This is a genomic window from Erwinia sp. Eh17-17, assembly GCF_039675725.1.
Classification (GTDB): Bacteria; Pseudomonadota; Gammaproteobacteria; order Enterobacterales; family Enterobacteriaceae; genus Erwinia.
In genome coordinates, this window is record NZ_JBDFQT010000002.1 from 72,335 (window position 1) to 97,229 (window position 24,895).

Genomic DNA, 24,895 nt, shown 5'->3' on the forward strand with positions numbered 1-24,895 from the left:
GGTCAACTCACCCTTGTGGAACTGCCTATGCGCCCGCCCCTGACTTTTCGTCATCTGACTTTTCCCGCCGTTATTGCCGGCTTTGTCGCCGTGCTGGTCGGCTATACCAGCTCGGCAGCAATTATTTTTCAGGCAGCGGAAGCGGCCGGGGCCACGGTAGCTCAGACGGGCGGCTGGCTGACGATGCTGGGGCTGGGGATGGGCGTCACCTCGCTGGGATTGTCACTGTGGTATCGCACGCCGGTGCTGACGGCCTGGTCCACGCCGGGAGCAGCCCTGCTGGTCACCAGTCTTCCCGGCACCTCGCTGAATGAGGCCATCGGCGTGTTTATGTTTGCCTCTGCGCTGATCCTGATTTGCGGAATTACCGGGCTGTTTGCCAGCATGATGAACTATATCCCGCAGGCGATTTCCGCCGCGATGCTGGCGGGTATTCTGCTGCGCTTTGGCATTGATGCCTTTGCGGCGTTACAGGTGAACTTCGCTCTGAGCGGCAGCATGTGCCTGGTCTATCTGCTGGCCCGCCGCCTGCTGCCGCGTTACGCGATTGTGCTGACTCTGCTCGACGGCCTGCTGGTAGCCGCTCTGCAGGGCAACATTCACGTTACCCATACGCAAAGCCTGGTGATGCCGGAATTGATTCCCCCGCACTTTACGCTCTCCACCCTGCTGGGTATTGGCATCCCGTTCTTTGTTGTCACGATGGCCTCACAGAATGCTCCCGGCATTGCCGCGCTGAAAGCGCACGGTTACACGCTCCCCGTGTCACCGCTGATTGCCTGGACCGGACTGACCGCTCTGTTGCTGGCACCGTTCGGCGGGTTTACCGTCTGTATTGCGGCGATCACCGCAGCGATCTGCATGGGGCCGGAAGTGCACAACGATCCTCAGCGGCGTTACTGGGCGGCAGCGGCGGCCGGGGTGTTTTATCTGCTGGCGGGGGTGTTTGGCGGGGCGATTAGCGGGCTGTTTACCGCACTGCCGCAGGCACTGATCCATACCATTGCCGGGCTGGCATTACTGAGTACCCTTGCCGGGAGTCTGCAACGGGCATTAAGCGATGAGAAACAGCGGGATGCGGCAGCGATCGCTTTTCTGATCACTGCCTCGGGCGTCACCCTGCTGGGCATCGGGGCGGCGTTCTGGGGATTAATCGGTGGAGTTCTCGCCCACCTGATCTTTACGCTGGCCAAACGCTGACGGCGCATCAGGACCTTGGCGGCCATCCGGTATGGCGATATTTTCCAGCAGATCGCGAACCCATTCCGGCACCACCTGGCTGGCCAGCCCGTACTGCTTCTCTTCGAACTCGCTGCCGACCTGGCTCGGTTCGAGGTTCAGCTCAACGGTATGCGCGCCCTGCAGTTTCGCTTCGTGGACAAAACCGGCTGCCGGATAGACGTGACCAGAGGTGCCAATCGCCACAAAATAGTCGGCCTGCGCCAGCGCCTGATAGATCTCGTCCATCTGCAGCGGCATTTCACCGAACCACACCACATGCGGGCGCAACACTGACGGGAACTGGCAGCAGTGGCAGCGATCGTCAGGTTTAACCTCTTCGGCCCAGTGCAGGACCTGCCCGCTACTGGCGCAGCGCACCTTCAGCAGCTCGCCGTGCATATGGATAACGTTACGATTTCCGGCGCGCTCATGCAGATTGTCAATGTTCTGCGTGACCAGCAGGAAGTTGTCGCCCAGCGCAGATTCCAGCTCGGCCAGCGCCCGGTGGGCTGCATTTGGCTGAATGTCATCCTGCAACAGCTGGCGGCGGCGGGCATTGTAAAATTCCTGCACCCGCTGCGGGTCACGGGCAAAGCCTTCCGGTGTAGCAACGTCTTCCACTTTGTGCTCTTCCCACAGGCCATCTGCCGCGCGGAAAGTACGAATACCGGACTCTGCCGAAATACCCGCCCCGGTCAGGACAACAACGCGCGGCAGCGGGTGACGGGCAATCTCAATGTTACGATCGCGTTCGAAAATGCGCTGACGGAAACGCTGATGAACCTGGCGTCGGGTCTTTTTATAGCGTGCCAGCCTTAAGCGGCGACGGGGTGTGCGCATCATCAAATCCTCTAATCCTTAAAATGCAGGAATGCCGCAGCCGGCATTCCACCAGGGAGTATCCCCTGATAATAACGGGTGCTTATCCGGGGCGCACTGAGAGTCTGCTGATAAACGTGCGGTAAACACCAGCAAATTCCCGTTACTGAGAGGCAGCCCTCAATACCCCCGACCTTACTGACCGCTCAGAACGCGAGCCGGATCGATACGGCTGGCACGTCGTGCCGGATACCAGCTGGCCAGCAGGCTCAGCAACAGCGACGTCACCAGAACAATCCCGACATCACGCCAGTGCAGTTCCGACGGCAGAAAATCAATAAAATAGATATCGCCGGAAAGGAAATGATAACCGGTCAGCGCTTCAATCGCATGAATGATGGGTGTCAGATTAAGGGCAGCCAGCACGCCCACCACCACGCCACTGACGCTGCCCACCAGCCCGGCGAGCAGCCCGTACCAGACAAAGATGGCGCGGATAAGACCGTCTTTCGCTCCGAGGGTGCGCAGCACGGCAATATCGCTGCTTTTATCTTTCACCGCCATCACCAGAGTGGAAACGATATTGAAGCAGGCCACGCCGATCACCAGCACCATCGCCAGATACATAATCGCGCGGATCATCTGAATATCCCGATACATATAGCCATAGGTGCCAACCCAGCTGCGGATATAAACGTAAGCGTGAGTGACTTCACCGGCCTGACGCACCAGGCTGACCGCATTGAACGGGTCAGTCGCTTTGATAGCGATCCCGGTGACGCTTTCTCCCATCCCCAGCAGCTGCTGAGCATCAGCCAGCGGCACCAGCGCCAGGCTGTGGTCGAGCATCCCGCTCAGTTTCAGGATCCCGCTGACCTGCAAGCGCACCCGCTTCGGCTGTAACAGTTTATTCCCGGCGTCGCTGTTCGGGATCATAATCGTCAGCCAGTCACCCTGTTTCACCTTCAGGCTGGTCGCCACGCCCTGCCCCAGCAGGATCTGTTGCTTACCGGCAGCAAAGGTCTGCCAGGCCCCCCCCTGCACATAGGAAGGCAGCGCGCTGAGGCGGCTCTCCTGCTGCGGGTCAACCCCCTTCACCTGAACCGCCTGCAGCTTGCTGCCGCTTTCAATCAGCCCGGTAAAGTTGATATAGGGTGCCGCGGCAGCAATGCCGGGAACCTGTTCAATTTTCGGGAGCAGCCCCTGCCAGCCGTTAAACGGCTGATTGACCGGTTCGATTTCACCGTGCGGCACCACGGCGAGGATGCGGTTGTTCAGCTCACGCTCAAAACCATTCATCGCGCTCAGGCCAACGATCAGTACCGCCACACCCAGCGCAATCCCGACGGTAGAGATCACCGAAATCAGTGAGACCATCCCCCCGCGCCGGCGGCCACGGCTGAAGCGCAGGCCAAGCAGAAGTGAGAGAGACCCCGCCATCAGAGGCTACCTGCCAGCTTCACCTGGTCTGTGAGCTGTCCGTCACGCATTTCCATCTGGCGCTGCATACGCTTTGCCAGATGCAGGTCGTGAGTCACCACCAAGAAGGCCGTGCCCTGACGCTGATTCAGTTCGTTAAGCAGATCGAAAATCGCATCCGTGTTGCGCGCGTCCAGGTTACCGGTCGGTTCATCCGCCAGCACCAGACGCGGGTTATTGACCAGCGCACGGGCAATGGCAACGCGCTGACGCTCACCGCCGGATAACTCCGAAGGGCGATGTTCAGCCCGGTGATCCAGCCCGACGGCTTTCAGCATCGTAATCGCTTTCTGCCGGGCTTCGGCTTTCGCGGTTTTGCCAATCAGCAGCGGCATCGCCACATTCTCAAGCGCACTGAAGTCAGGCAGCAAATGGTGAAACTGGTAAATAAAGCCCAGGTCATGGTTACGCAGCCCGGCCTTGGCCGCTGAAGACATGCCGTTCAGCGAGCGGCCATCAAAGACCACCTCACCGGACGTTGGGGTATCCAGCCCGCCCAGCAGATGCATCAGGGTACTTTTACCGGAACCGGAGCTGCCGACAATCGCCATCATTTCACCCGGCTGAACGCTGAAGGTCACGTTGCGCAGGACATCGGTCTGCACGCTGCCTTCCTGATAGCGTTTACACAGGTTGTCGCACTGCAACAGGATGTTGTTACTCATAACGTAAAGCCTCAGCGGGTTGAACGGCGGCCGCGCGCCAGGAAGGGTAAAGCGTTGACAGCAGAGCCACGACGATCGCCGTCACGGTAATCGTCGCCACCTGCGGCAGAGAAATATTGACCGGTAATGCCGCACCATCCAGGAAAGCGCCAATCACCGGCATCAGGTTATTGAGCTGGCTGGCCAGCAGCACGCCGAGCAGCGCTCCCAGCAGAGCACCAACAATCCCGGCCGTAGCGCCCTGCACCATGAAGACGGTCACTATCTGACGGCGGGTCAGCCCCTGAGTTTGCAGGATCGCCACTTCGCCCTGCTTCTCCATGATCAGCAGCCCCAGCGAGGTCACAATGTTAAACGCCGCCACGGCAACGATCAGGCTGAGCAGCAGCCCCATCATGTTTTTTTCCATTTTAACGGCCTGGAACAGTTCGCCCTTGCGTTCGCGCCAGTCTTTCCAGATTAGCCCTTTTGGCAACGTCTGCTGGCTGATGCTGTCCACCTGCAGGGGTTTATCCAGCCACAGACGCCAGCCGGTAATATTGCCGGACGGATAACGCATCAGGCGCGAGGCATCCTGCTGGTTAACCAGAATCTGATAACCATCAACGTCGCTGTTGGAGGCAAAAGTACCGACAATGGTAAAAAGTCGCTGGCTGGGGATGCGCCCCATTGGAGTAAACTGACTAGCAGACGGCACCATCAGGCGCACCTGGTCACCACGCTTCACGCCGAGCTGGCCGGCCAGCTGCTCACCGACGATGACATTATACTGCCCCGACTGGAGCTGTTGCTGCCTGACGCCAACCAGAAACGGCGTCAGCGGGTCCGGCTCATCAGGGTTAATGCCGAGCATGACACCGACGCCGACGCTGCGCGCGCTCTGCATCACCACCTCGCCGCTACTCAGCGGCGTCACCCGGCTGACGCCGGAAAGATGCAGGCTGCTGGCGGGGATTTGCTGCGGATTAAGGGATCCTGACTCACTGGTGATTAACGCCTGCGGCATCAGGCCGAGCGTATTTTTTTCCAGCTCATGCTCCAGGCCATTCATCACCGAGAGCACAGTCACCAGGGCCATCACGCCCAGCGTAATACCAATGGCGGAAAGCCAGGAGACAAACCGCCCGAAGCGGTCTGAACCACGCCCGCGCATATAGCGCAGGCCAATATATAAGGCGACAGGCTGATACATAACATCCGTCTTTAGCAAGGCAATAAACAATTGGCAAGGATGATAAAGGTTAGACGGGCGTTATGGAACCACTAAGCCTCTGAGTCTGCACATTGTTTTGTCAGCAACTGAAAACCTTTCGCCATCAGATCGCCAACCGTCAGCCGGTACTGCGCCGATGACCCGCACGATCCGCCTCGGGTATCCGCCTGGCTTACGGCAGAGATACCGCATCACCCCGCAGCGCACACCCGGCATTGTGCCATTATTTTCTGATAAAGCTCAGTGAGTTAGCAACACCAGGAATGTTCTCAAACCTCCGCAGGCGATGCTTTTTTATTCGAAAAGAAAGTCGTTTTACGCTATATGTGGCAGCATCCAGCGTCTGCGACCAAAACAAGATTAACAAATTTAATAGATTGAGTAGCTTCAGTGATGGAAATACCCTGACGTACAATATTGCTAATAATTATACTAGGAATATTCCGAATAAATTGATTTGACCTGGGTTGTCACGTATCTTGTAGCGGCATCATTTTACGCCAATCCCCTGATGTCAATCTGTTGCCACCCTGAAGCCAGCCGTAAACCCGACCGTGTCGTAAGTGACCCGTTTTAATCGTCCTGAGCCTGAAGATGCCAAACTATAAATATTATATTAACCGGGTCATCATCTTATTCGCCCTTGCCATGCTGCTGTCAACCATTGGCCTGGCGTCGCGCAATTTAGCCTCGCTGTCACTGTTCTGGCCAGGCAACGCCATTCTGCTCGGATTGCTGATCCGTTTTCCGTCGCTGGATAAGCGCAGCTCGCTGGTGGTGCTTTATCTGGGCATGCTGAGTGCTGATATTCTTTATGGCACCGCGCCAGTCATTGCCGCCGGGCTGGATGCCGCTAACATTCTGTTTATTGCCACGGCGCGCTGGGTGCTGTTGAGTAACCATTTCACCCGCGGCAATCCCCGGCGGTTACAGGCGCTGCTGCATGTGTTTCCGGCATCGCTGCTGGGGGCCGCAGTCTGCGCTCTGGCCGGTGCTCTCGTCAGCGAACGCTACTTTGCCGATGAGTTACTGAAAGCGTGGTTTTCCTGGTTTTCGGAGCAGATGTCGACCTCGATTCTACTGCTGCCGCTGGTGATCAGCCTGCCGCGTCGCGATGAGCTGGTGCAGCTGGCCGGCGCGCTGCGCGACAGTACGGTATTGCCGCTGGTTGCACTGCTGGTGACCACCGTCACCGGGACCTGGGTCGGCGGAGCCGGCAGCCTGTTATTTCCGTTACCCGCCCTGCTGTGGTGTGCCATAAGCTATCCCCTGTTTATCACCTGCCTGTTAACCATGATCACCGGCATCAGCGAAATTATTCTGGTGGCAGGCAACGTGCTGAACATTCAGGGAAAAGACGATCTCTTTCGGATAGACAGTCTCTCCTCGGCGCGGCTTGGCGTGGCCGCCATGTTGATCAGCCCGCTGATTGTCGCGCTCAGTACAACCTCCAATAAGAAGCTGGTCGCGCGCATCACGCAACGCGCAGACTATGATCTTCTCACCGGAGCGCTGACCCGCAGTGGTCTCTCCTCGCGGCTTGAAATGCTGATCACCCCACGCAAACGTCCGCAGGGATTTTTTGGCGCAGTCTTTGTGATTGATATCGATCGGTTTAAAAATATCAATGACACCTACGGCCATGCCAGCGGGGATTATGTGCTGGCAAAGACGGTCGAATGCATCCGTCAGGGATTACAGGCGTCCGCACTGGTGTGCCGGATGGGGGGGGAGGAGTTTCTGGTATTAATAGAAGGCATTTCGCAGCCGCGCGCTTTCCTGCTGGCAAACCGCCTGCGCCACAGCATTGAAGGAAACAGCATCATTCTTAACGGCCATAATCTCAGCGTCACGGTGAGCATTGGCATCAGTTCACTGAACATCAATAACGTGAACAGCCTGGATGAGTCGATCAAACAGGCTGATAAACAACTTTATATTGCTAAAAGCAGTGGACGCAATCAGGTCAGGCCGGAGTTTGTCCTGTGAGGGCCAGGCTGATGCCTGACCCAACGTGAGTGCCGATGCCCACGGGATTACGCTTCGTTTTCGATGCGGTTAGCTTCGATTTCAAAGTCCTGGATGATGGTATCAAGCTCATCCAGCAGGCCCCCCTGCTGAGTCAGTAACTGATTAATTTTCTCGGCGAAGGCAGCGTCTTTGTACTCCCCCTGATCGAACGCCAGCCACTGAGATGACAGCGTTTCAGTATTCGTCTGGGCGTAATGGCGCATTTCTTTTAGCTGCGAAGTCACGTCACGTAAGTGTTCGGTCTGCGTTTTGCTTTCGTTATCACTCATGGATATTTCCTTTCATCGTTAAAAGAAGCCTACCCATTTGTGACCGGGTGAGTCTGTGAAAGTTCATAACCATTTTTTAACAGCATCGGATACGACAAAAAAAGGCCGGGTTTCCCCGGCCTCAAGTCATTGATTAATAATAAGCAATTTTTCTGTCAGTACCGTTGACGTTCACAGTGATATAACCCAGCGGCGTGGTGGTGGTGGGAGCCACCGCGGCCATCGTCGCCACGGTCAGCACCCCCTTCTCATTCGCCCCGACCCCCGCCAGCCCATTATGCATGCTCATCCGCGCCGCCGGAGAAACCGTCCCGATGGTGGTGATGTCTGTCACTTCGCTAAGATCGGGCGTAAACAGGGAACATTCGCCGGATTCAAAGCGCGTCGGCCCGGTAGATTTCAGATTGAACATCGTGTCACCGCTGGCGGCTTTCAGCCGGACCCAAATTTCCGCCGTAGTGGTGCCAATACGATTGAACTTAATATCCAGCACCGCCGGGGACCCGTGATGGCGAATATCGCCATAGATTGCCGTAGCACAACGTGAGATGGCCAGATAGCTGGTGCCCGATGAGAGCGTAGCGATCGGGCTCCCTGCTATCCCGGTAACCGCCTCATTAGACGACTTGCCAGTCATCTCAATCACCCACTGCTGGTTGTCTTTCGGCATAAAGACCTTGCCCAGCTTGTACCATTTGTCCAGGGTAGAGGTGTTGGTAATTTTATAGCCGCTATACCACCCGGCGCGTATCGTACCGGACATATGGGTGCCAAAGCTTTCATCACGACGCCAGCCGGTCTCATAGCCGGATAACCAGCGTCCGGCAGCGGCGTTCAGGCTGACCGTGCCGCCCGATTGCAGATTTAACTGGCGGATCTGCATACGTGCATTATCCATATTTAACGGTGTGGCACAGTCTTCGAGGCTCAGCGCCTCCACCAGCCACTGCCCGTTGCTGAGGTCGCCAGGGCAGCGGGTATGCTCAATCCATACGTTACGCATCAGCCCCTGCGTGACGCGCGGCATCATCAGCGTGGCGTCACCGTATCCGTTCTGGAAGTTGGCGTTAGACAATTCAATCGCCGTAGAGTGATCCCAAACGCCCTGAACCGTATCCGACCAGCCGACATCAAACACGCGTGCATAGGTGTTAATCGAATAGATCTGATCGAATTTGGTATCCAGCGTATCGAGCAGCTTGATCGCCGTTCCCCCGTTGTTCTGCACGCGCAGGCAGGTAATCAGCACCGTTTGTCCCGCCACCATGATATTTTCAAAGAAGGGCTGCTGATTGGTACACATCTCAGCGGCAATCGCTCCCTTATTGGTGGTGATATCGGCGGAAGCCTGACCGTTCCAGCTAATTCCTTTGATCACCGTGCGCCGGGCATTGACCTTAAATACCGGACGGGTCGATTTATCGGAAATAATGGTGGTACGCGGCATGCCGCCCTGCGGGTTATCGTCACCATAGAGATAGAAGAACGGCATCTCGCTGCCGGAGAGGTCGATCGGATTGATCAGAAACTTACCGCCGGGCAGACGGACCCCCAGATTCTTGCTGTTGGCGTTTACCGTCTGCGCCCAGTTCAGCATCAGCCTGAAAGCTCCGCTGTCGTCGGTCACGCCGTCACCTTTACCGCCGAAATGGTAGATGTTCAGCTCATCCTGGCTGTTAATCACCCGCCTCCAGAAAAAGCCATTGCCTGTGGCAACCGTCCCGCTATCATCCACCGGCAGTGCGGTCGTGATAAAACCAACAAAGGTCCCGCCGCCACGAAAAGTGGAATCCTTATCGTAATAACGCTTCAACAGGGCAATATCACCTGCTTTAGCCGGCGCGGTGGTACGTAATTCAGCATAAGAGTTGACTTCAATCATAATAACCTCCGGGCAGCGCACACACGTAAGCCGCCTTAATCAGGATGAATTAATGGGTTGAGTGAAATAAGAAAGACAAACTGCTTATACCTCCTTAATAATTTACCTCCGACCTGCCTGCGTTATTATTTATCGAACACAGTGATACCCAGAGATCGTTATGGGCGTTAATCTGCCTGACGGTTCTGATATCCATTACCTGTGCATCCTGGCCATGCGTATAAACAGGAGAAAATAAGGTACAGGAGGAATCCGTCATTAACTCACTGGCTATCGCGGGTGTTGAAGGGGGACTGCTGCAGCTTGTGACGAGCGTCAGCATCATTAAGCACAGCATTGGTCGTTTGCACATCTTTTGCCTCCTGGATGTTATTCGCCTGTTTCCTGGCGACCACCGCCACCTGGCTGGCACTTTTTTGCGCCTCCGCTACCTGCGCACTGGCACGCTGCTGGCTTTTGCCAACCTGCTTACCGCCGAACCACGCGGCGATAAACGCCGCCACCACCGCCGCTACGGTCAACAGGCCGTGCCAGCTGCCGCTCAGTAAGGAAAATAGTCCACTCATACTTTGCCTCCGTTTAAATCATCACGCTGTTTATTAAGATTTTTTTGCCGGACAAACTGCGCCATTACCGCCATCGCCACCATAAAAGCGCCAATCATGCCGAGAAAGTTATGGGGCAGATAAGACTTAATATCCTCCGGCAGCACATTCCAGCCGTTGAGCGCAGCATCAGGAAACGACTGCACCCAGGCGGTCAGCGCGGAGCCGAAAGAGGCAAGCCAGACTGACCAGGTTTTGAAAAGCAGACGGGCGTGGGCTACCACTATTACGCGGCCATAATGTGCCAGCAGCCAGACGGCCAGTGACGTTACCGCGACCAGCAGAATAAAAAGGGTAAATAGCATAAAGCCTCCTGATGACGGATACAGGGTATTGATGATGTTATTAATCGCGGATGGCTGACAGATAAAGAAAATATCAGCACGATTTTTCTGACAAACAGAATGCCGCGCCCTCATTCACAGCACGCGTTCGCGCATTAAAATAATGCGCCCCGCCAGCTCCGTGAATTAAAAAGGCACAGTAACAGTCTTGACTATAAATTGCGTACGCAACGCCTGCGCGTGAAATTAATTTTCACCTCGCATGTTTTATTAACACTATCAGTCAGAAAGTTCGCATTCCAGTTTGCAGTCAAGCACACTCAATACACCGTTAATAAAACCTTCGGCGGTCTGAATTTGTTTGCGAATGGTGCCGTCAGCACAGCGACGGCGGCGGGCAATGGATCGAAGTGAAATCTGGTAGAGGTAGTGGGCAACCAGAATGTCGTGCTGTTGTTTGTTGACGTTGATCAGCCGGCTGATGCAGGCGTCGAGGATCAGACCGTCGTTATCACTGCAGCTCACTCTTTTTTTACCGCGGTCGCTGATTAATCCTCTGAACCCTGCCGCTACGGACGCATAACCCAGCCGATGTTCGCCTGCGGCCGCCCATCCCCCCCATCGCTCGAGTAACATTTTAATATCTCTCATCGCCGTTCTCCTCTCTTTACACTGAGATCTGTCCGGGTTGCGCTCAGGGTGGCGCAGCGGCCCGGGGCCAGACAGTTAAAGCGGTGGATTTTCTGCCACCGAAAAGATTGAGCCAGCGATTAGGCTGGACGGCCTGATTGATAAAGAGCGGTAAAAATAAATCTGTAATGACGGGAAACCAGGAGAAATCAGTGCAACACTATGAGGAAAGGTCGCGTTTAGACTGGTCCTGATCCCGGGCATCTTTTCTGCCTGTCGGCATCTCACTCAGCATCCGTTGCTTTCTCCAACGCATTAAACTCGCTGAGTGGTGGCCTCCTGCCACGTCATTCATAACATTAGTTATAGATAACACATGAAAAATAGCAAATAGTATTACTGCAAATAATAGCAAAGCGTGTTTGACGAAAAATACGCGTCGCTATAAATTCTGGTATATGAAACCGAATACACTTGCCTGGCGGCTAAACATGGCGATGACCATGATGGGAATTACACAGGGTGCTCTGGCAAAAGCATCGGGCGTTTCTCAGCCCACAATATGGCGGCTGACAAAAGGTGAGGCGGAAGGCTCACGTAAGCTGGTGGATATCGCCAGGGCGCTGGATATCAACGTCGAGTGGCTGGCCAATGGCGATGGCGAGATGCGCGGAACGTCGGCAACAGGGTCCTCTGATAAAGTTAAAAACGGTACAACAGTCTCACTGTGGGATGCAACGGGAAAAACCAGTGAACAGGTTAGCGTGCCCACCGGGGTTAAAGCGAAAAAGAGCTGGCGCGCCTATGTCCTTGACCGCAACAGCGGCTGTGCTGAAGCCACCGCAGGAACCATTGTCATTATCGACAGCGATGTACCAGTTGAATCTGGAGATTTAGTCATTGCAGAGATGAATACACGACTCTCCGTATACCGTTACCTCGAAGGTCCCTCGAATGGTTTTTTAACCGTCGATGACCCGCGTTTGCCCGCTGTCGAACTGTCGGATGACGTCCGGCTCATCGGTGTGGCTATTTTCCTGATCCGCGACTTGCGGCGGTAGTCGCTGACATCCTGCTCCGGCAGGATAGTCTCCTCATAGTGACCGCCAGACACCCTGAACAATACAGATACCATCAGTTTCTCCTCGCGGTAACCCATCAATGCCCTCACTTCATGAGCCTGACAGTGTTGATCTATTGATATAACTGAATAGATTAGTAAAGCTTTTGCCATCTTAGCCATTAAACTGACAATTAATGACAATAAAATATTAAAAATCAATATATTCAATACAATACATCAATAGCGAGGGTTATTTAACTCATAACTATTGATATTAATAATAACTATGGCTATCGTTTTTTAAGAACGCAAAACATCAGTAACGCTTGGGGATATTTTCCACAGCGCAATTTGTCTTCTGTACCGGAGGTCTGTATGGCAACAATCATCTGGAAAGCAGCGGCACCGCAGGGAACCTGCCGTAGCCGATACAAAGCGCGCCGCGCTGCTGCCGTTGCGGCACGCCATCGCGACAAAAGGCTACAGCGAAAGATCGGGGCGCTGCTGGGTCAGCAAACGACTGTGGCGCTGACTCCGTCGTGGATCATGCAACAGGCATTTCCCGCCGGGCAGGAGTGCACGCGCTGTGGTTTGCCGCGTCCCAGCCCGCAGGCAGACTGCTGGTTTTGCGCTGTCCCCCCGCAGCAGGATCCGGACAGACAATAAAAATAAAAAGGGCCGCTTACGCGGCCCTGGTATCTTAACGATCGCTGTCGCTTTCGTCGTCGTCACTCAGTAAAGATTGAATAAAGGTACGCTGTGCGGGTGTCAGCACCCAACTGTCCAGGTCCACTCCAGGCGGCAGGACAGCCTCTGCGGCTTCCGGGGAGCGGTCAGCAAGGCTGTCCGTCTGGCTGCCAGCGGGTTGGTTATGATTATTTTTATCCATAAATCTTAATGTAGGAACATCAGCAAGAAACCACGCCAGTCACAACATGTCTCAACCGGCACATCAGCGTCTGTACGCTCTTCTCGTAACGCCTTCTTGTCTCCTTTCAACGATGCCCGGATTCATTTTAGGATTTTTCATACTGGTGATAAGTTAATTTTTCTGATGTAAGGTGCGCGCAATGATGCAGACAGCGCTTCAGGTGGGTAACGCTGAAACGGGATCGTTTAGGCGAAGCCAGATATGCTTCGCCTGCCTGAGAGCGTGCTTAACGACAAGTGGATGTTGTCAGGGCGTTAGTGGGCCGCATCTTCCAGTACCTGATGGATCACCGCTGAAAGCTGGGTAATTTCGAATTTCGCCACATAACCATTAGCGCCAACTTTACGTACGTGGTCTTCGTTAGCACTGCCGGACAGCGAAGAGTGGATCACCACCGGCAGCCCCTTCAGGTTATGATCGCTTTTAATATTGCGCGTCAGGGTAAAACCATCCATCTCCGGCATTTCCAGATCGGTTAGCACCAGGGCGATTTTGTCATGGATAGAGGTGCCCTCTTCCTGCGCTTCACGGTACAGCTTTTTAATTTTTTCCCAGGCTTCCAGACCGGTGGTATGCATTTCCGCCGGGATACCCATGGCTTTCAGCCCCTGCTCCAGCATCTGACGGGCCACCTTCGAATCTTCCGCTACAATCGCAATCGCGCCCGGCTTCAGCTTGAAGGTTTTCACCTTGATATCTTCTTCCTTCACTTCACGTACTGAAGGAATGACGTCATGCAGGATCTGCTCAACGTCCAGCACCATTGCCATGTTGTTATTGTTATCCAGGCAGGCGATGCTGGTGATATTGCGCGTACTGACGCCTGACTCCGCCGCATGGACCTGGCTCCAGTCAAGGCGCACGATATCCTCTACAGACTCCACCGCAAAGGCCTGAGTGCTACGGGCATATTCGGTGACCAGCAGCAGGTTAAGCCCCGTCGCCGGGGTGCAGCCAGCCACAGCAGGCAGGTCGATAACCGGAATCAGCTGTCCGCGGATGTTCGCCATACCCAGCAGCGGTGATTTCATGCCTGCGGCACGGGTGATGTTGGTCATCGGCACAATTTCACGCAGTTTGAACACGTTGATGCCAAACAGCTCAGGCTTGTCTTCCTGATGAGCAGACCCCAGGCGGAATAACAAAAGTTCGAACTTGTTCGATAATGCGAGATTCGCTCTCTCATCGATCTCTTTTTGAAAGTTATCCATGTCTACCTCAAGGTGATAATTCGTTGTTGTCAGCCGGCGTGGAAATCAGCACACGCTCAGGATCGCTGTTGAAAGTTATCGGCAGTGACGAAGAAAAATACAGGGGAGATTTGCAGGATTTGTGAACGCGGGAGGTAAAAAAGAGCGTACCCAGTTCCCACAGGGGCCGATCTCTGTCACACCGTGGATGTCAGCGCTGATAACGTTAAGGATAACGCTAAGGATAACGCTAAGGATAACGCTAAGGATAACGCTAAGGATAACGCTAAGGATAACGCTAAGGATAACGCTAAGGATAACGCTAAGGATAACGCTAAGGATAACGCTAAGGATAACGCCCGGAACCACTGAGGATCTGCAAAAGTCAAATGATATTTGAGATTCTGAATAATCAATGTTACTCACGCGGACTATCAGCGGGGAATCTATCCCCGCGATTTTTAGCCAATATTAAACAAGTTAATTCCATCAGACATCAGAAATTAAACTTTACTCACCGAGGTCAATGGGCTGCTCTTAACTTGTCCATGAGAGGTAAGTCTTTTCTCCATAAAATGCCAACTACAGTATGACAGAACACCGACAACGGCAACCGTAAGCACAAACCCAACAAAGAAGTTGTTATAAAGACCCCATTGATAAAGAAACTGTATCACTGGATAGTGAAATATATAAATACCATAGGAAAGATCACCAACACCATCGTGAATATTAATCACACTGGTTTTGAAAACTAAAATATAAACAAATGCAGCCACGGCCAATGGATAAATGACCTTTCCAATCAAGTGACTATCACAAAAATAAATTATCAAAACGATAATCGGAAGATACTTAAATGTCAAAAACGAAGGGGTGACAAAGTTAAGCACTGCGCCAACCATAAAGAAGATCATTAATGATGGAAGTTGATTTTTCAGTGAGTCACTTAATCCATACTTATTAACTATAAACTCTATCAGCAGTGAAGAAATCAAAGACAACACTGCAATAGCAAACACAGTTCGCCTGTTACCAAAATACCTGCCAAACAAACCATATATAACTGGAACTGAAATATAGAACATCACTTCTATTTTTATCGTCCACAGTGAACCGTTCACTGCACTATTTTTAAAATTATCAACAAACAACCCAGGTAATTCGGGTTGTAAAAAATTCAAAAAAGCAAGATTTGATACAAAATACCTTGCCCCACCATCACGCAGATAGGTACTTACTTCAGAGGTGTACATGAGCATGCCTATAATGAAGCAGGCAGTTACGCAAGTAAAATAAAGTGGGTACACCCGCAGAAATCTTGACTTAGCATAGTCATAAATATTGCTGTTTTTTAAATAGCTTTTGCTAATAAGATAACCACTTATTACAAAAAAGCACTTAACAGCCAGATCGCCTGGTGCAAGTTTCAGTATTGAATTATTAGTTAGCCCTCCGATATGAAAGAGCATAACTGTGATAGCAAGGATCAGTCGTAAAATATCAAAGTTGTTTCTACGCATCATCTTCTCTTAACAGGCGTAAAAAAGTGAAACAACTTTACATTCAGATGATTAATATTACAAGAAATTATTAACAATTCAACTCATTGAAAATCATGAATTTTTATAATTTACCAACAAAGATGAACTCATCTCTTATCATCTGATTATGTACAAAATCAACTACTAACGTCACAAAATCAACCCCATGAAAAAACGATAACCGACTGTGCTGGCTGATGACTTCCAAGGCCAAAGGCTCGTCATCAGTAACGCCTTCAAAAAATGACAAAATCACACTGATTAACGTTTCGCCAACAGCTGGATGGGTGCCCAGAGTGCTTTTGATTAGTCATATTGACCGTACACATTCAATAAACAGCATTAGAAACATAATGTTAATCATTGCACACTTGATTTACTCAACAGGCGAGCATGAAAAAAAGTGTTTATGCCGATGACTTATCGAAGAATTTATATCGTCATGTAAACGAAACCCTTACGTTTACCTCACATCAGCATTACAATGCCTGCAATTTTTTGGCTCAACAGCGGATTCATTATGGAAAATAGCAATATCGATAAAGGCAATCTTGAGTACATTCAAGCGCTAAGAGCATTAGCAGCCATTATGGTCGTGCTTCACCATGCAAAAGCTTTTTTAGTTGGAACGAAGTATGAGGGCCTTTCTTTTGACCTGTTCTGGCCCGGTGCATTCGGAGTTGACCTTTTTTTTATAATAAGCGGATTCATCATAGCTTATACATCCTACAACTATGACAGGAAGGACATACTTGTTTTTTTGAAAAAGAGACTCATCAGAATATGGCCGATGTATTTTATTGCGACCATGATCTATCTGGTGGTCTTTAAATCAACCGACCTCTCAACAATGCATGGTTTCTCATACACTGACAAGGTTGAGGCTACGAGTTTACTTAGTGTTATAAAAAGCCTTCTCTTTATACCGTTGAACTTTAACAGCCCTGTTTATTTTGGAACGGCGACACTTTTTGTTGGATGGACATTGAATTATGAGTTTTATTTTTACATGGTTTGCGCAGTTGGTCTGATTTTTTCTAAAAATAAATTATGGTTTTACTTATCCTGGTTTTTATTCACGCTCTTCATCATCCCATCCTTCATGGGAATAACCAGACAACCCAGGCCAATAATTGAGGGCGCTGGGTATTTGAATCTAACAATGCAAAGCCTTATTTGGGAGTTTTTTTCTGGCGCATGCATTGCCATCCTGTTCAGAAATGGGAAATTAAACATATCAGGAAAAAAGAAATCTATTGCTATAATAGCAATCGCATTGGCAATCCCAGCTTATGGTTACATAACAAAAAGAAATGTTGACCACGGAATTCAATATTTTGGATTATACTACTGCATAATGTTTCTATTGCTAACGTCCTGTCAGTCTTTCATAAGGGACAACATTAAAATACCGAGACTTATTTTAGCAATAGGTGACTCATCTTACTCCCTTTATTTACTACATCCTATTATATTCATTCTTGCATTCAAGTTCAAAGAGTATGCATTCCCATCTGTTGGATATCAAAACTACTACTTTATGTTTCTCACTGTATTGATTTCAGTCCTGGTATCTTTACTATCCTATAAGTATCTGGAGAGAAACATACAAAATATCTTCAAACGATAAAAGCATCGCGGGGTATACCCCGCGATGCTTTTAAATAATTCAGCTGATATCTTATGGTTTTTCTTCATTCACAGCGAGCAGGAACTTAGTATTCAAAGGTATGTTTAACGCTGCTTAACGCAGAAAAACGTCAGGCAAGTGATTAGCCACTACACCTGCATATTCATGATTTCGCTGTACGCGCTGACCAGCTTGTTACGTACCTGAATCCCCATCTGCATTGAGACACTGGACTTCTGCATATCGACCATCACGTCGTTCAGCGAAACGCCCTCTTTCCCCATCTGGAAATTCTGCGCCTGCGTGCGGGACTCGGTCTGCGTCTCACTGATTTTGTTCAGCGCGGCCTTCAGCTCTGCGCCAAAATCTGCATGTGAAGTACTGTCTGCGCCTTTACCGCCAGCTGCCTGCATTGCGGTGGTTTGCAGCGCCTGCATCACACTCTCAATACCCTGAATAGCCATGTTTACTCCCGAACGAACGATGTGGTGATTACGATTGCAGACAAACTTAACACAATGTCAATGAGACAAAGCCTCTAAATAGCCGCATAAATCACACCTTATCCAGCCATCGAATTTCCCATTTCAGAAAATAATGGCAGTCCATTGAGGTGGAAATTTTTTAAGCCAGCGCATCAGGGAGTCAGTTTTGTTACGACACTACACGCAACAGTCCGGTCAACTGTCAGGCAGGAACGAGTCATGAATGCAACTGTCACGCAGGATAATCCAGAGAAGAAAGGTCTGAATGACCTGTTCGCTCGCCTACGCGCAAACCCCCGCATCCCGATTATCATCGCGGCGGCAGCGGTCGTTGCCGTCGTTATTGCGATGGTACTGTGGGCAAAGCAGCCAGATTATCGCGTCCTTTATAACAACCTCAGCAATGAGGATGGCGGGGCCATCGTCACGCAGCTGACCCAGATGAACATTCCTTATAAGTTTGACGATCAGGGTGGTGCGTTACTGGTTCCTGCCGCACAGGTGCACGAGCTGCGCCTGCGCCTTGCTTCACAGGGCTTACCGAAAGGTGGCGCCGTGGGCTTTGAGCTGCTGGATAAAGAGAAGTTTGGTATCAGCCAGTTCAGCGAACAGATTAACTACCAGCGTGCGCTCGAAGGCGAACTGGCACGCACCATTGAAACACTCGGCCCGGTTAAGGGTGCGCGGGTGCATCTGGCGATGCCAAAACCAACGCTGTTCGTGCGCGAGCAGAAATCTCCCTCCGCGTCCGTGACCCTGGCACTGCAGCCTGGCCGTGCGCTGGATGAAGGACAGATCAACGCTGTGGTCCACATGGTATCCAGCAGCGTTGCCGGTATGCCACCGGGTAACGTGACCGTCGTTGACCAGGCGGGCCGTCTGCTGACTCAGAATGATCCAACCGGGCGCGACCTCAATGACACCCAGTTGAAATATGCTAACGACGTAGAAACACGCTATCAGCAACGTATTGAAACCATCCTCGGCCCGATTGTCGGGAATGGTAACGTTCACGCTCAGGTGACCGCGCAAATCGACTTTAACAAGCGCGAGCAGACTGACGAACAGTACAAGCCGAACAGCAATCCTGACCAGCAGGCCATTCGCTCGCGCCAGACCAGCGACAGCGAACAGCTGGGTGGTCAGTATCCTGGCGGCGTACCGGGTGCCCTGTCGAATCAGCCGGCTCCGGCTAACGCAGGCCCGGTCACGACCCCGAATAACAACGCTGCTAACGCTAACGCGAATAATGCCAATAACGGCGGAGCGGCAGCGAATACCAACAATGCGGCGGCCAACGCTGCGACGACCACGGCACAGAAAGCGGTTCCGTCAAATACCCGCAGCGACAACACCACTAACTACGAAGTGAACCGCACCATCCTGCATACCAAGATGAACGTCGGTGAAGTTCAACGCCTGTCTGTGGCGGTAGTGGTGAACTACCGTACCGATGCAGCGGGTAAACCCATTGCCCTGAATGATGCACAGATCAAGCAGATTGAGAACCTGACCCGCGAAGCAATGGGCTTCTCAGAACAGCGCGGAGACAGCCTGAACGTCGTCAACTCACCGTTTACGGCGAATGATGACCTGGGCGAAGACGTACCATTCTGGAAACAGCCGGCATTTATCGAGCAGATGTTTGAAGCGGGCCGCTGGTTGCTGGTACTGATTGTGGCTTACATCCTCTACCGCAAACTGGTGCGTCCACAGCTGCGCCGTAAGGCAGAGCAGGAGAAAGCGGCTATCGAAGCAGCCTCTGTTGCTGCGGCACGTCGTGCTGAAGATGAAGAGTCCGGTATCTCCGTCAAGCTGTCGAAAGATGAACTTGACCAGGAACGTAAATCTCAGCACCGCATGAGTGCTGAGGTCATGAGCCAGCGTATTCGTGAGATGTCAGAAAATGACCCACGCGTGGTGGCTCTGGTTATTCGCCAGTGGATGAAGGACGAACTATGAGTCTCACCGGTACTGAAAAAAGCGCCATTCTGATGATGACGATTGGCGAAGATCGTGCGGCCGAGGTGTTCAAACACCTCGACTCCCGCGAGGTGCAGCACCTGAGTTCTGCTATCTCCAATATGCGTCAGGTTTCCCACAAGCAGTTGACCGACGTGCTGCGCGAGTTCGAGATCGATGCCGAACAGTATGCGGCGCTGAGCCTCAACTCCAATGACTACCTGCGTTCCGTGCTGATCAAGGCGCTGGGCGAAGAGAAAGCCTCCACCCTGCTGGAAGACATTCTCGAAACGCGCGAAACCACCTCCGGGATGGACACGCTCAACTTTATGGAACCTCAGTCGGCTGCCGACCTGATCCGCGACGAACATCCGCAGATCATCGCCACCATCCTGGTTCACCTCAAGCGTGGCCAGGCGGCCGATATTCTGGCCCAGTTCGACGAACGCCTGCGTCACGATGTGATGCTGCGTATTGCCACTTTCGGCGGCGTACAGCCAGCCGCGCTGGCAGAACTGACCGAGGTGCTCAACGGCCTGCTGGATGGTCAGAACCTCAAGCGTGCGAAGATGGGTGGTGTTCGTACCGCGGCAGAGATTATCAACCTGATGAAAACTCAGCAGGAAGAAGCGGTTATCGAAGCGGTACGCGAGTTCGACGGCGAGCTGGCACAGAAAATCATCGACGAAATGTTCCTGTTCGAAAACCTCGTCGAAGTGGACGACCGCAGCATCCAGCGCCTGCTGCAGGAAGTCGAATCCGAATCGCTGCTGGTGGCACTGAAAGGTTCCGAACAGCCACTGCGCGAGAAGTTCCTGCGCAACATGTCGCAGCGTGCTGCCGACATCCTGCGCGACGACCTGTCCAACCGTGGCCCGATGCGTATGTCTGCGGTGGAAACCGAACAGAAAGCGATTCTGTTGATTGTCCGTCGTCTGGCCGAAAGCGGCGAGATGGTGATTGGTGGTGGCGAGGAAACCTATGTCTGATAACGCGTCCCTGGCCTGGCAACGCTGGCAGCCTAACGATCTGGCGCGTCTCGACCGTCCGCTGATCGAAGAGCTGGTGGTGCCGGAAATCACCGAAGATCCGGTTGACCAGCAGCAGTTTCAGTTAGAACAGCTTCAGGCTCAGGTGCGTAACGAAGCCCAGGGTCTGGGCTATGCCGAGGGCCAGCAGCGTGGTTTTGCTGAAGGACAAAAATCCGGCTACGACGCCGGTTTTCAGCAGGGACTGGCAGAAGCCCAGCAGCAGCAGGCGCCATTACAGGCGCGCATGCAGCAGCTGGTGTCGGAATTCCATCATACGCTGGAAGCTTTGGACAGCGTGATTGCTTCACGTCTGATGCAGCTGGCGCTGGAAGCGGCCCGTCAGGTTATCGGCCAGGCACCTCACGTTGACGGCACCGCCCTGCTGCGCCAGATTCAGGGCATGTTGCAGCAGGAACCGATGTTCAGCGGCAAACCCACGCTGCGCGTCCACCCGGACGATCTGCCGCGCGTCGAGACCACCCTGGGCGCAACCCTCAGCCTGCACGGCTGGCGTCTGCTGGGGGACAGCACCATCCATCCCGGCGGCTGCAAGGTCAGCGCGGAAGATGGCGATCTGGATGCCAGCATCGCCACCCGCTGGCACGAACTGTGCCGTTTGGCTGCACCGGGAGAATTGTAATGACCACTCGCCTGTCGCGCTGGCTTGGCGCACTCGACAATTTCGAACAGCGTCTGGCCCAGGTGCCGGACGTCCGTCGTTATGGTCGTCTGATCCGCGCTACCGGTCTGGTACTGGAAGCCACCGGTTTACAGCTGCCGCTGGGCGCAACCTGCGTGATTGAACGTCACGACAGCCAGGGCGTCAGCGAAGTGGAAAGCGAAGTGGTGGGCTTTAACGGCCAGAAGTTGCTGCTGATGCCGCTGGAAGAGGTCGAAGGTATCCTGCCCGGCGCCCGCGTCTATGCACGCATCGCGGGCGACAAGCAAAACAGCGGCAAGCAGATGATGCTGGGCCCGGAGTTACTGGGCCGCGTGCTGGACGGCAGCGGTCGCCCGCTGGACGGGCTGCCGGCTCCCGAAACCGGCTATCGCGCCCCGCTGAATACACCGCCGTTTAACCCGTTACAGCGTACGCCAATTACTGACGTGCTCGATACCGGCGTGCGGGCGATTAACGCTCTGCTCACCGTTGGACGCGGCCAGCGCATGGGCCTGTTTGCCGGTTCCGGCGTGGGTAAAAGTGTGCTGCTGGGCATGATGGCCCGCTACACCAAAGCCGACGTGATCGTCGTCGGTCTGATTGGTGAGCGCGGTCGCGAAGTGAAAGACTTTATTGAGAATATACTGGGAACAGAAGGCCGTGCCCGTTCGGTAGTCATTGCCGCCCCGGCCGATGTCTCTCCTTTATTACGTATGCAGGGTGCTTCTTACGCCACGCGTATTGCCGAAGATTTTCGTGACCGCGGTCAGCACGTCCTGCTGATCATGGATTCCCTGACCCGTTATGCCATGGCCCAGCGTGAAATCGCGCTGGCGATCGGTGAACCACCGGCGACCAAAGGCTATCCGCCTTCCGTGTTTGCCAAGCTGCCGGCGCTGGTGGAACGTGCGGGTAACGGCATCGACGGTGGCGGGTCTATCACCGCCTTCTATACCGTACTGACCGAAGGGGATGACCAGCAGGATCCTATCGCTGACTCCGCGCGCGCCATCCTCGACGGCCATATCGTCCTGTCGCGCCGCCTGGCAGAGTCCGGCCACTATCCGGCCATTGATATCGAAGCTTCGATCAGCCGCGTCATGGCACATCTGATCGATGAAACACACTATGCGCGCGTGCGCCAGTTTAAGCAGCTGCTGTCCAGCTTCCAGCGCAACCGCGATCTGGTCAGCGTTGGCGCTTATGCCGCGGGGACTGACCCGACGCTGGATAAAGCCATCAAACTCTATCCGGAGCTGGAGGCCTTCCTGCAACAGGGCATGTTTGAGCGCAGTACCTTTGACGACGCCAGCCTGCATCTGCAGGCGATATTTGGTTAAGTATTATCTGCTGCCGCGTCACGCCATCCTGCGTGACGCGGCCTGACGGGAGGGCTTTATGACAAAGACAGTCTCCGCCATCGACACGCTGCGCGACCTGGCGCACAAAGATGTGGAAAAAGCGGCCATTCAGTTGGGCGAAGTGCGTCGGGCGCAGAAACAGGCCGATGAGCAGCTCAATATGCTGCTCAACTATCAGGATGAATACCGCAAGAATCTCAACACCACGATGAGCGAAGGGATAGCCAGTACCCGCTGGTACAACTATCACCAGTTTATTCAGACGCTGGAAAAGGCGATTGAACAGCATCGCCAGCAGCTGCTGCAGTGGAATACGCGGGTGGAAAATGCCCTGCGCCTGTGGCGCGACAAACAACAGCGGCTGCACGCCTATGAGACGCTTCAGTCTCGTGCGCTGGCCACCGCACTCTTACAAGAAAACCGTCTCGATCAGAAACGGAATGATGAATTTGCCCAACGGGCATCATTGAGGAAAGGCGAATGATTACCTTACCAACCGCGGCAACGACAGCTGCTACGGCCAGCGCCAAAACCACCAGCACCGGTGTCAGCAGCGAGAGCACGCTGGACAGCACCGGCGGTGAAACTCTGACAGGTGGGGATGCCTCACAGCAGGGTTTTCTGACTTTATTAGGCAACCGCCTGCTGTCACTTGCCCAGCAGGGCGCTAGCCGCGCGCCAGATGCCAGCGTCGGCGAGACGGTGGCAGATGCCGATGGCAAAGTCGCCAAAAAACCCGCCCTCAGTGACCTGCTGGCCGCTCTGGATAAACCGGAAGCCCTGACCGCTCTGCTTCAGCCAAAACAGGGAAAAGTAGACGCGAAAGATGAGATTGCCACCGACGAGAAAGAGACGCCAGCGGTAACCCTCAGCAACAGCGACCTTCAGGCGCTGCAGGCGCTCTACGCGATGCTGCCCAACAACACATCCGTTCCGGTCACCCCAGCGGGCATGAAAAACAGCGATCTGCTGAGCACCGGCGGCAATAAAAGCGACAAACAGTCGACGCTGAACGCCTTGAGCGCTGCGCTCGGTCACGTCACCGGCGAAGAAGGTGATGATACTGGCGCATCGTCTAAAAACAGTGACAGCGGCCTTATGGTTCCGTTTAATAGCAAATCCGCTAACAGCGCTGGCACTGCAAAAGCAGCGGTAAACCCGGCTGCTGCCAGTATCGACCCGGCTTTTCAGCAGGTTATGAGCCAGGTTAGCAAAGATATCGATAAAGAAAATTCAAGTTCTGCCCCTAATGCGACGATAACCAATAATGTGATCAGTACCGCGTCTTCATTACTTACCCCGACGTCTAACTCGATGGTAAGTGCACCGGCAACCCCGCTGCTGAATTCTCAGCTCGGCAGTCCGGAATGGCAGCAGGCACTGGGACAACAAATCCTGATGTTCAGCCGCAACGGGCAGCAGACCGCCCAATTGCATCTGCATCCTCAGGATCTGGGCAGCATCCAGATCAGCCTTAAACTGGATAATGACCAGGCACAGCTCAGTATGGTGTCGAACCACAGTCAGGTCAGAGCCGCGCTGGAGGCAGCAATGCCTCAACTGCGCGCCTCTCTGGCAGAAAGCGGCATCAACCTGGGTGAAAGTAATGTCAGTAGCGATGCGTTCCAGCAGGGCCAGTCTTTCAATGGTCAGCAGGAACAGCAGCGTAATAACAACGGAAGCCCGTTTAGTCTTGCTACAGAAAATGACAGTGATGTGACGCCAATTGCCGTTCCTGCCGCCCTGCAGGCGCGTGCAGCCGGCTCCAATGCTGTTGATATTTTCGCCTGACGGCAACAAACGCGTAAGCTGATAGCAAAACTCGCGTCTTTTCTGCCTATTGTTTGGCGCAAGACGCGGGATAATTTGCTCATAACGCCGTGGGACAGTGGATTACGTGGCACCGCCCCCCGAAAATAATCACAGGAAGTTACAGCTA

24 protein-coding genes are annotated in these 24,895 nt (G+C 53.3%); 11 read left to right on the forward strand and 13 right to left on the reverse strand.

All coding sequences use genetic code 11. The features are described 5' to 3' along the window. Positions 1-27: 27 nt before the first annotated feature. On the forward strand, positions 28-1,200 hold the full coding sequence (locus ABEH87_RS05690; protein ID WP_346574733.1) for a benzoate/H(+) symporter BenE family transporter: 1,173 nt from the start codon (positions 28-30) through the stop codon (positions 1,198-1,200). Here ABEH87_RS05690 and cobB read toward each other — a convergent pair. From cobB to lolC, 4 genes are all read right to left on the reverse strand, one after another. Further along, on the reverse strand, positions 1,150-2,061 hold the full coding sequence (cobB, locus tag ABEH87_RS05695) for a Sir2 family NAD+-dependent deacetylase (RefSeq protein ID WP_346576148.1): 912 nt from the start codon (positions 2,059-2,061) through the stop codon (positions 1,150-1,152). The two genes, ABEH87_RS05690 and cobB, sit on opposite strands and share 51 nt — an antisense overlap. 174 nt (positions 2,062-2,235) lie before the next feature. Further along, on the reverse strand, positions 2,236-3,480 hold the full coding sequence (gene lolE / locus ABEH87_RS05700; protein ID WP_346574735.1) for a lipoprotein-releasing ABC transporter permease subunit LolE: 1,245 nt from the start codon (positions 3,478-3,480) through the stop codon (positions 2,236-2,238). Then, positions 3,480-4,184 (reverse strand): lipoprotein-releasing ABC transporter ATP-binding protein LolD, encoded by a 705-nt coding sequence (lolD, locus tag ABEH87_RS05705; RefSeq protein ID WP_346574737.1) that lies wholly within the window; start codon positions 4,182-4,184, stop codon positions 3,480-3,482. Before lolD ends, lolE begins: the two co-directional genes overlap by 1 nt. Next, positions 4,177-5,376 (reverse strand): lipoprotein-releasing ABC transporter permease subunit LolC, encoded by a 1,200-nt coding sequence (gene lolC / locus ABEH87_RS05710; RefSeq protein ID WP_346574739.1) that lies wholly within the window; start codon positions 5,374-5,376, stop codon positions 4,177-4,179. Before lolC ends, lolD begins: the two co-directional genes overlap by 8 nt. 615 nt (positions 5,377-5,991) lie before the next feature. On the opposite strand from lolC, the gene ABEH87_RS05715 reads away from it, so the two are divergent. Continuing rightward, positions 5,992-7,386 (forward strand): diguanylate cyclase, encoded by a 1,395-nt coding sequence (locus tag ABEH87_RS05715; protein WP_346574741.1) that lies wholly within the window; start codon positions 5,992-5,994, stop codon positions 7,384-7,386. A 47-nt stretch (positions 7,387-7,433) separates the two neighbouring features. Here ABEH87_RS05715 and ABEH87_RS05720 read toward each other — a convergent pair whose 3' ends face one another. From ABEH87_RS05720 to ABEH87_RS05740, 5 genes are all read right to left on the reverse strand, one after another. Beyond that, complete coding sequence (locus tag ABEH87_RS05720) at positions 7,434-7,697, reverse strand: hypothetical protein (protein ID WP_346574743.1); 264 nt, start codon at positions 7,695-7,697, stop codon at positions 7,434-7,436. Positions 7,698-7,830: 133 nt separating this feature from the next. Beyond that, the gene (locus ABEH87_RS05725; RefSeq protein ID WP_346574745.1) at positions 7,831-9,579 is read right to left on the reverse strand and encodes an amylovoran biosynthesis protein AmsF; all 1,749 of its coding nucleotides are present in this window, start codon (positions 9,577-9,579) and stop codon (positions 7,831-7,833) included. 263 nt (positions 9,580-9,842) lie between these two features. After that, positions 9,843-10,145, reverse strand: coding sequence for a hypothetical protein (locus ABEH87_RS05730; RefSeq protein WP_346574747.1), 303 nt, complete (start codon positions 10,143-10,145; stop codon positions 9,843-9,845). Beyond that, positions 10,142-10,489: a hypothetical protein gene (locus tag ABEH87_RS05735; protein ID WP_346574749.1), complete on the reverse strand. Its 348-nt coding sequence runs from the start codon at positions 10,487-10,489 to the stop codon at positions 10,142-10,144. The genes ABEH87_RS05730 and ABEH87_RS05735 overlap by 4 nt, the downstream gene beginning before the upstream one ends. 258 nt (positions 10,490-10,747) lie before the next feature. Further along, positions 10,748-11,119, reverse strand: a complete 372-nt coding sequence (locus ABEH87_RS05740) for an antiterminator Q family protein (protein ID WP_346574751.1) — start codon at positions 11,117-11,119, stop codon at positions 10,748-10,750. 482 nt (positions 11,120-11,601) lie between these two features. Between ABEH87_RS05740 and ABEH87_RS05745 the strand changes: the two genes are divergently transcribed. Both ABEH87_RS05745 and ABEH87_RS05750 read left to right on the forward strand, forming a co-directional pair. Then, positions 11,602-12,159 (forward strand): helix-turn-helix domain-containing protein, encoded by a 558-nt coding sequence (locus tag ABEH87_RS05745; protein WP_346574753.1) that lies wholly within the window; start codon positions 11,602-11,604, stop codon positions 12,157-12,159. A 377-nt stretch (positions 12,160-12,536) separates the two neighbouring features. After that, positions 12,537-12,827, forward strand: a complete 291-nt coding sequence (locus ABEH87_RS05750; RefSeq protein WP_346574755.1) for a hypothetical protein — start codon at positions 12,537-12,539, stop codon at positions 12,825-12,827. 34 nt (positions 12,828-12,861) lie between these two features. Here the strand turns inward: ABEH87_RS05750 and ABEH87_RS05755 are convergent, their stop codons facing one another. The 3 genes from ABEH87_RS05755 to ABEH87_RS05765 all read right to left on the reverse strand — a co-directional run bounded on the left by ABEH87_RS05755 (position 12,862) and on the right by ABEH87_RS05765 (position 15,808). Beyond that, complete coding sequence (locus ABEH87_RS05755) at positions 12,862-13,050, reverse strand: hypothetical protein (RefSeq protein ID WP_346574757.1); 189 nt, start codon at positions 13,048-13,050, stop codon at positions 12,862-12,864. Positions 13,051-13,346: 296 nt separating this feature from the next. Then, positions 13,347-14,303 carry a chemotaxis protein gene (locus ABEH87_RS05760; protein WP_346574759.1) on the reverse strand — a complete coding sequence of 319 codons (957 nt, stop codon included), beginning with the start codon at positions 14,301-14,303 and terminating at the stop codon, positions 13,347-13,349. 482 nt (positions 14,304-14,785) lie between these two features. Next, positions 14,786-15,808, reverse strand: a complete 1,023-nt coding sequence (locus ABEH87_RS05765; RefSeq protein WP_346574761.1) for an acyltransferase — start codon at positions 15,806-15,808, stop codon at positions 14,786-14,788. 538 nt (positions 15,809-16,346) lie between these two features. Here ABEH87_RS05765 and ABEH87_RS05770 point away from each other — a divergent pair. Beyond that, positions 16,347-17,456: an acyltransferase gene (locus ABEH87_RS05770; RefSeq protein WP_346574763.1), complete on the forward strand. Its 1,110-nt coding sequence runs from the start codon at positions 16,347-16,349 to the stop codon at positions 17,454-17,456. 149 nt (positions 17,457-17,605) lie between these two features. Here ABEH87_RS05770 and fliE read toward each other — a convergent pair whose 3' ends face one another. Continuing rightward, positions 17,606-17,920, reverse strand: a complete 315-nt coding sequence (gene fliE, locus ABEH87_RS05775) for a flagellar hook-basal body complex protein FliE (RefSeq protein ID WP_346574765.1) — start codon at positions 17,918-17,920, stop codon at positions 17,606-17,608. Between the two features lie 240 nt (positions 17,921-18,160). On the opposite strand from fliE, the gene fliF reads away from it, so the two are divergent. From fliF to ABEH87_RS05805, 6 genes are read left to right on the forward strand one after another with little or no spacing between them, the layout of a single operon-like run. Then, complete coding sequence (gene fliF / locus ABEH87_RS05780) at positions 18,161-19,903, forward strand: flagellar basal-body MS-ring/collar protein FliF (protein WP_346574767.1); 1,743 nt, start codon at positions 18,161-18,163, stop codon at positions 19,901-19,903. Further along, the gene (gene fliG / locus ABEH87_RS05785) at positions 19,900-20,892 is read left to right on the forward strand and encodes a flagellar motor switch protein FliG (RefSeq protein WP_346574769.1); all 993 of its coding nucleotides are present in this window, start codon (positions 19,900-19,902) and stop codon (positions 20,890-20,892) included. Before fliF ends, fliG begins: the two co-directional genes overlap by 4 nt. Continuing rightward, on the forward strand, positions 20,885-21,574 hold the full coding sequence (gene fliH / locus ABEH87_RS05790; protein ID WP_346574771.1) for a flagellar assembly protein FliH: 690 nt from the start codon (positions 20,885-20,887) through the stop codon (positions 21,572-21,574). Before fliG ends, fliH begins: the two co-directional genes overlap by 8 nt. Further along, entirely contained in the window at positions 21,574-22,935 is a 1,362-nt protein-coding gene (gene fliI, locus ABEH87_RS05795; protein WP_346574773.1) for a flagellar protein export ATPase FliI, read from the forward strand. The genes fliH and fliI overlap by 1 nt, the downstream gene beginning before the upstream one ends. A gap of 58 nt (positions 22,936-22,993) precedes the next feature. Continuing rightward, the gene (gene fliJ / locus ABEH87_RS05800; protein WP_346574775.1) at positions 22,994-23,440 is read left to right on the forward strand and encodes a flagellar export protein FliJ; all 447 of its coding nucleotides are present in this window, start codon (positions 22,994-22,996) and stop codon (positions 23,438-23,440) included. Continuing rightward, complete coding sequence (locus ABEH87_RS05805; RefSeq protein WP_346574777.1) at positions 23,437-24,747, forward strand: flagellar hook-length control protein FliK; 1,311 nt, start codon at positions 23,437-23,439, stop codon at positions 24,745-24,747. Before fliJ ends, ABEH87_RS05805 begins: the two co-directional genes overlap by 4 nt. The last annotated feature ends 148 nt before the right edge of the window (positions 24,748-24,895 follow it).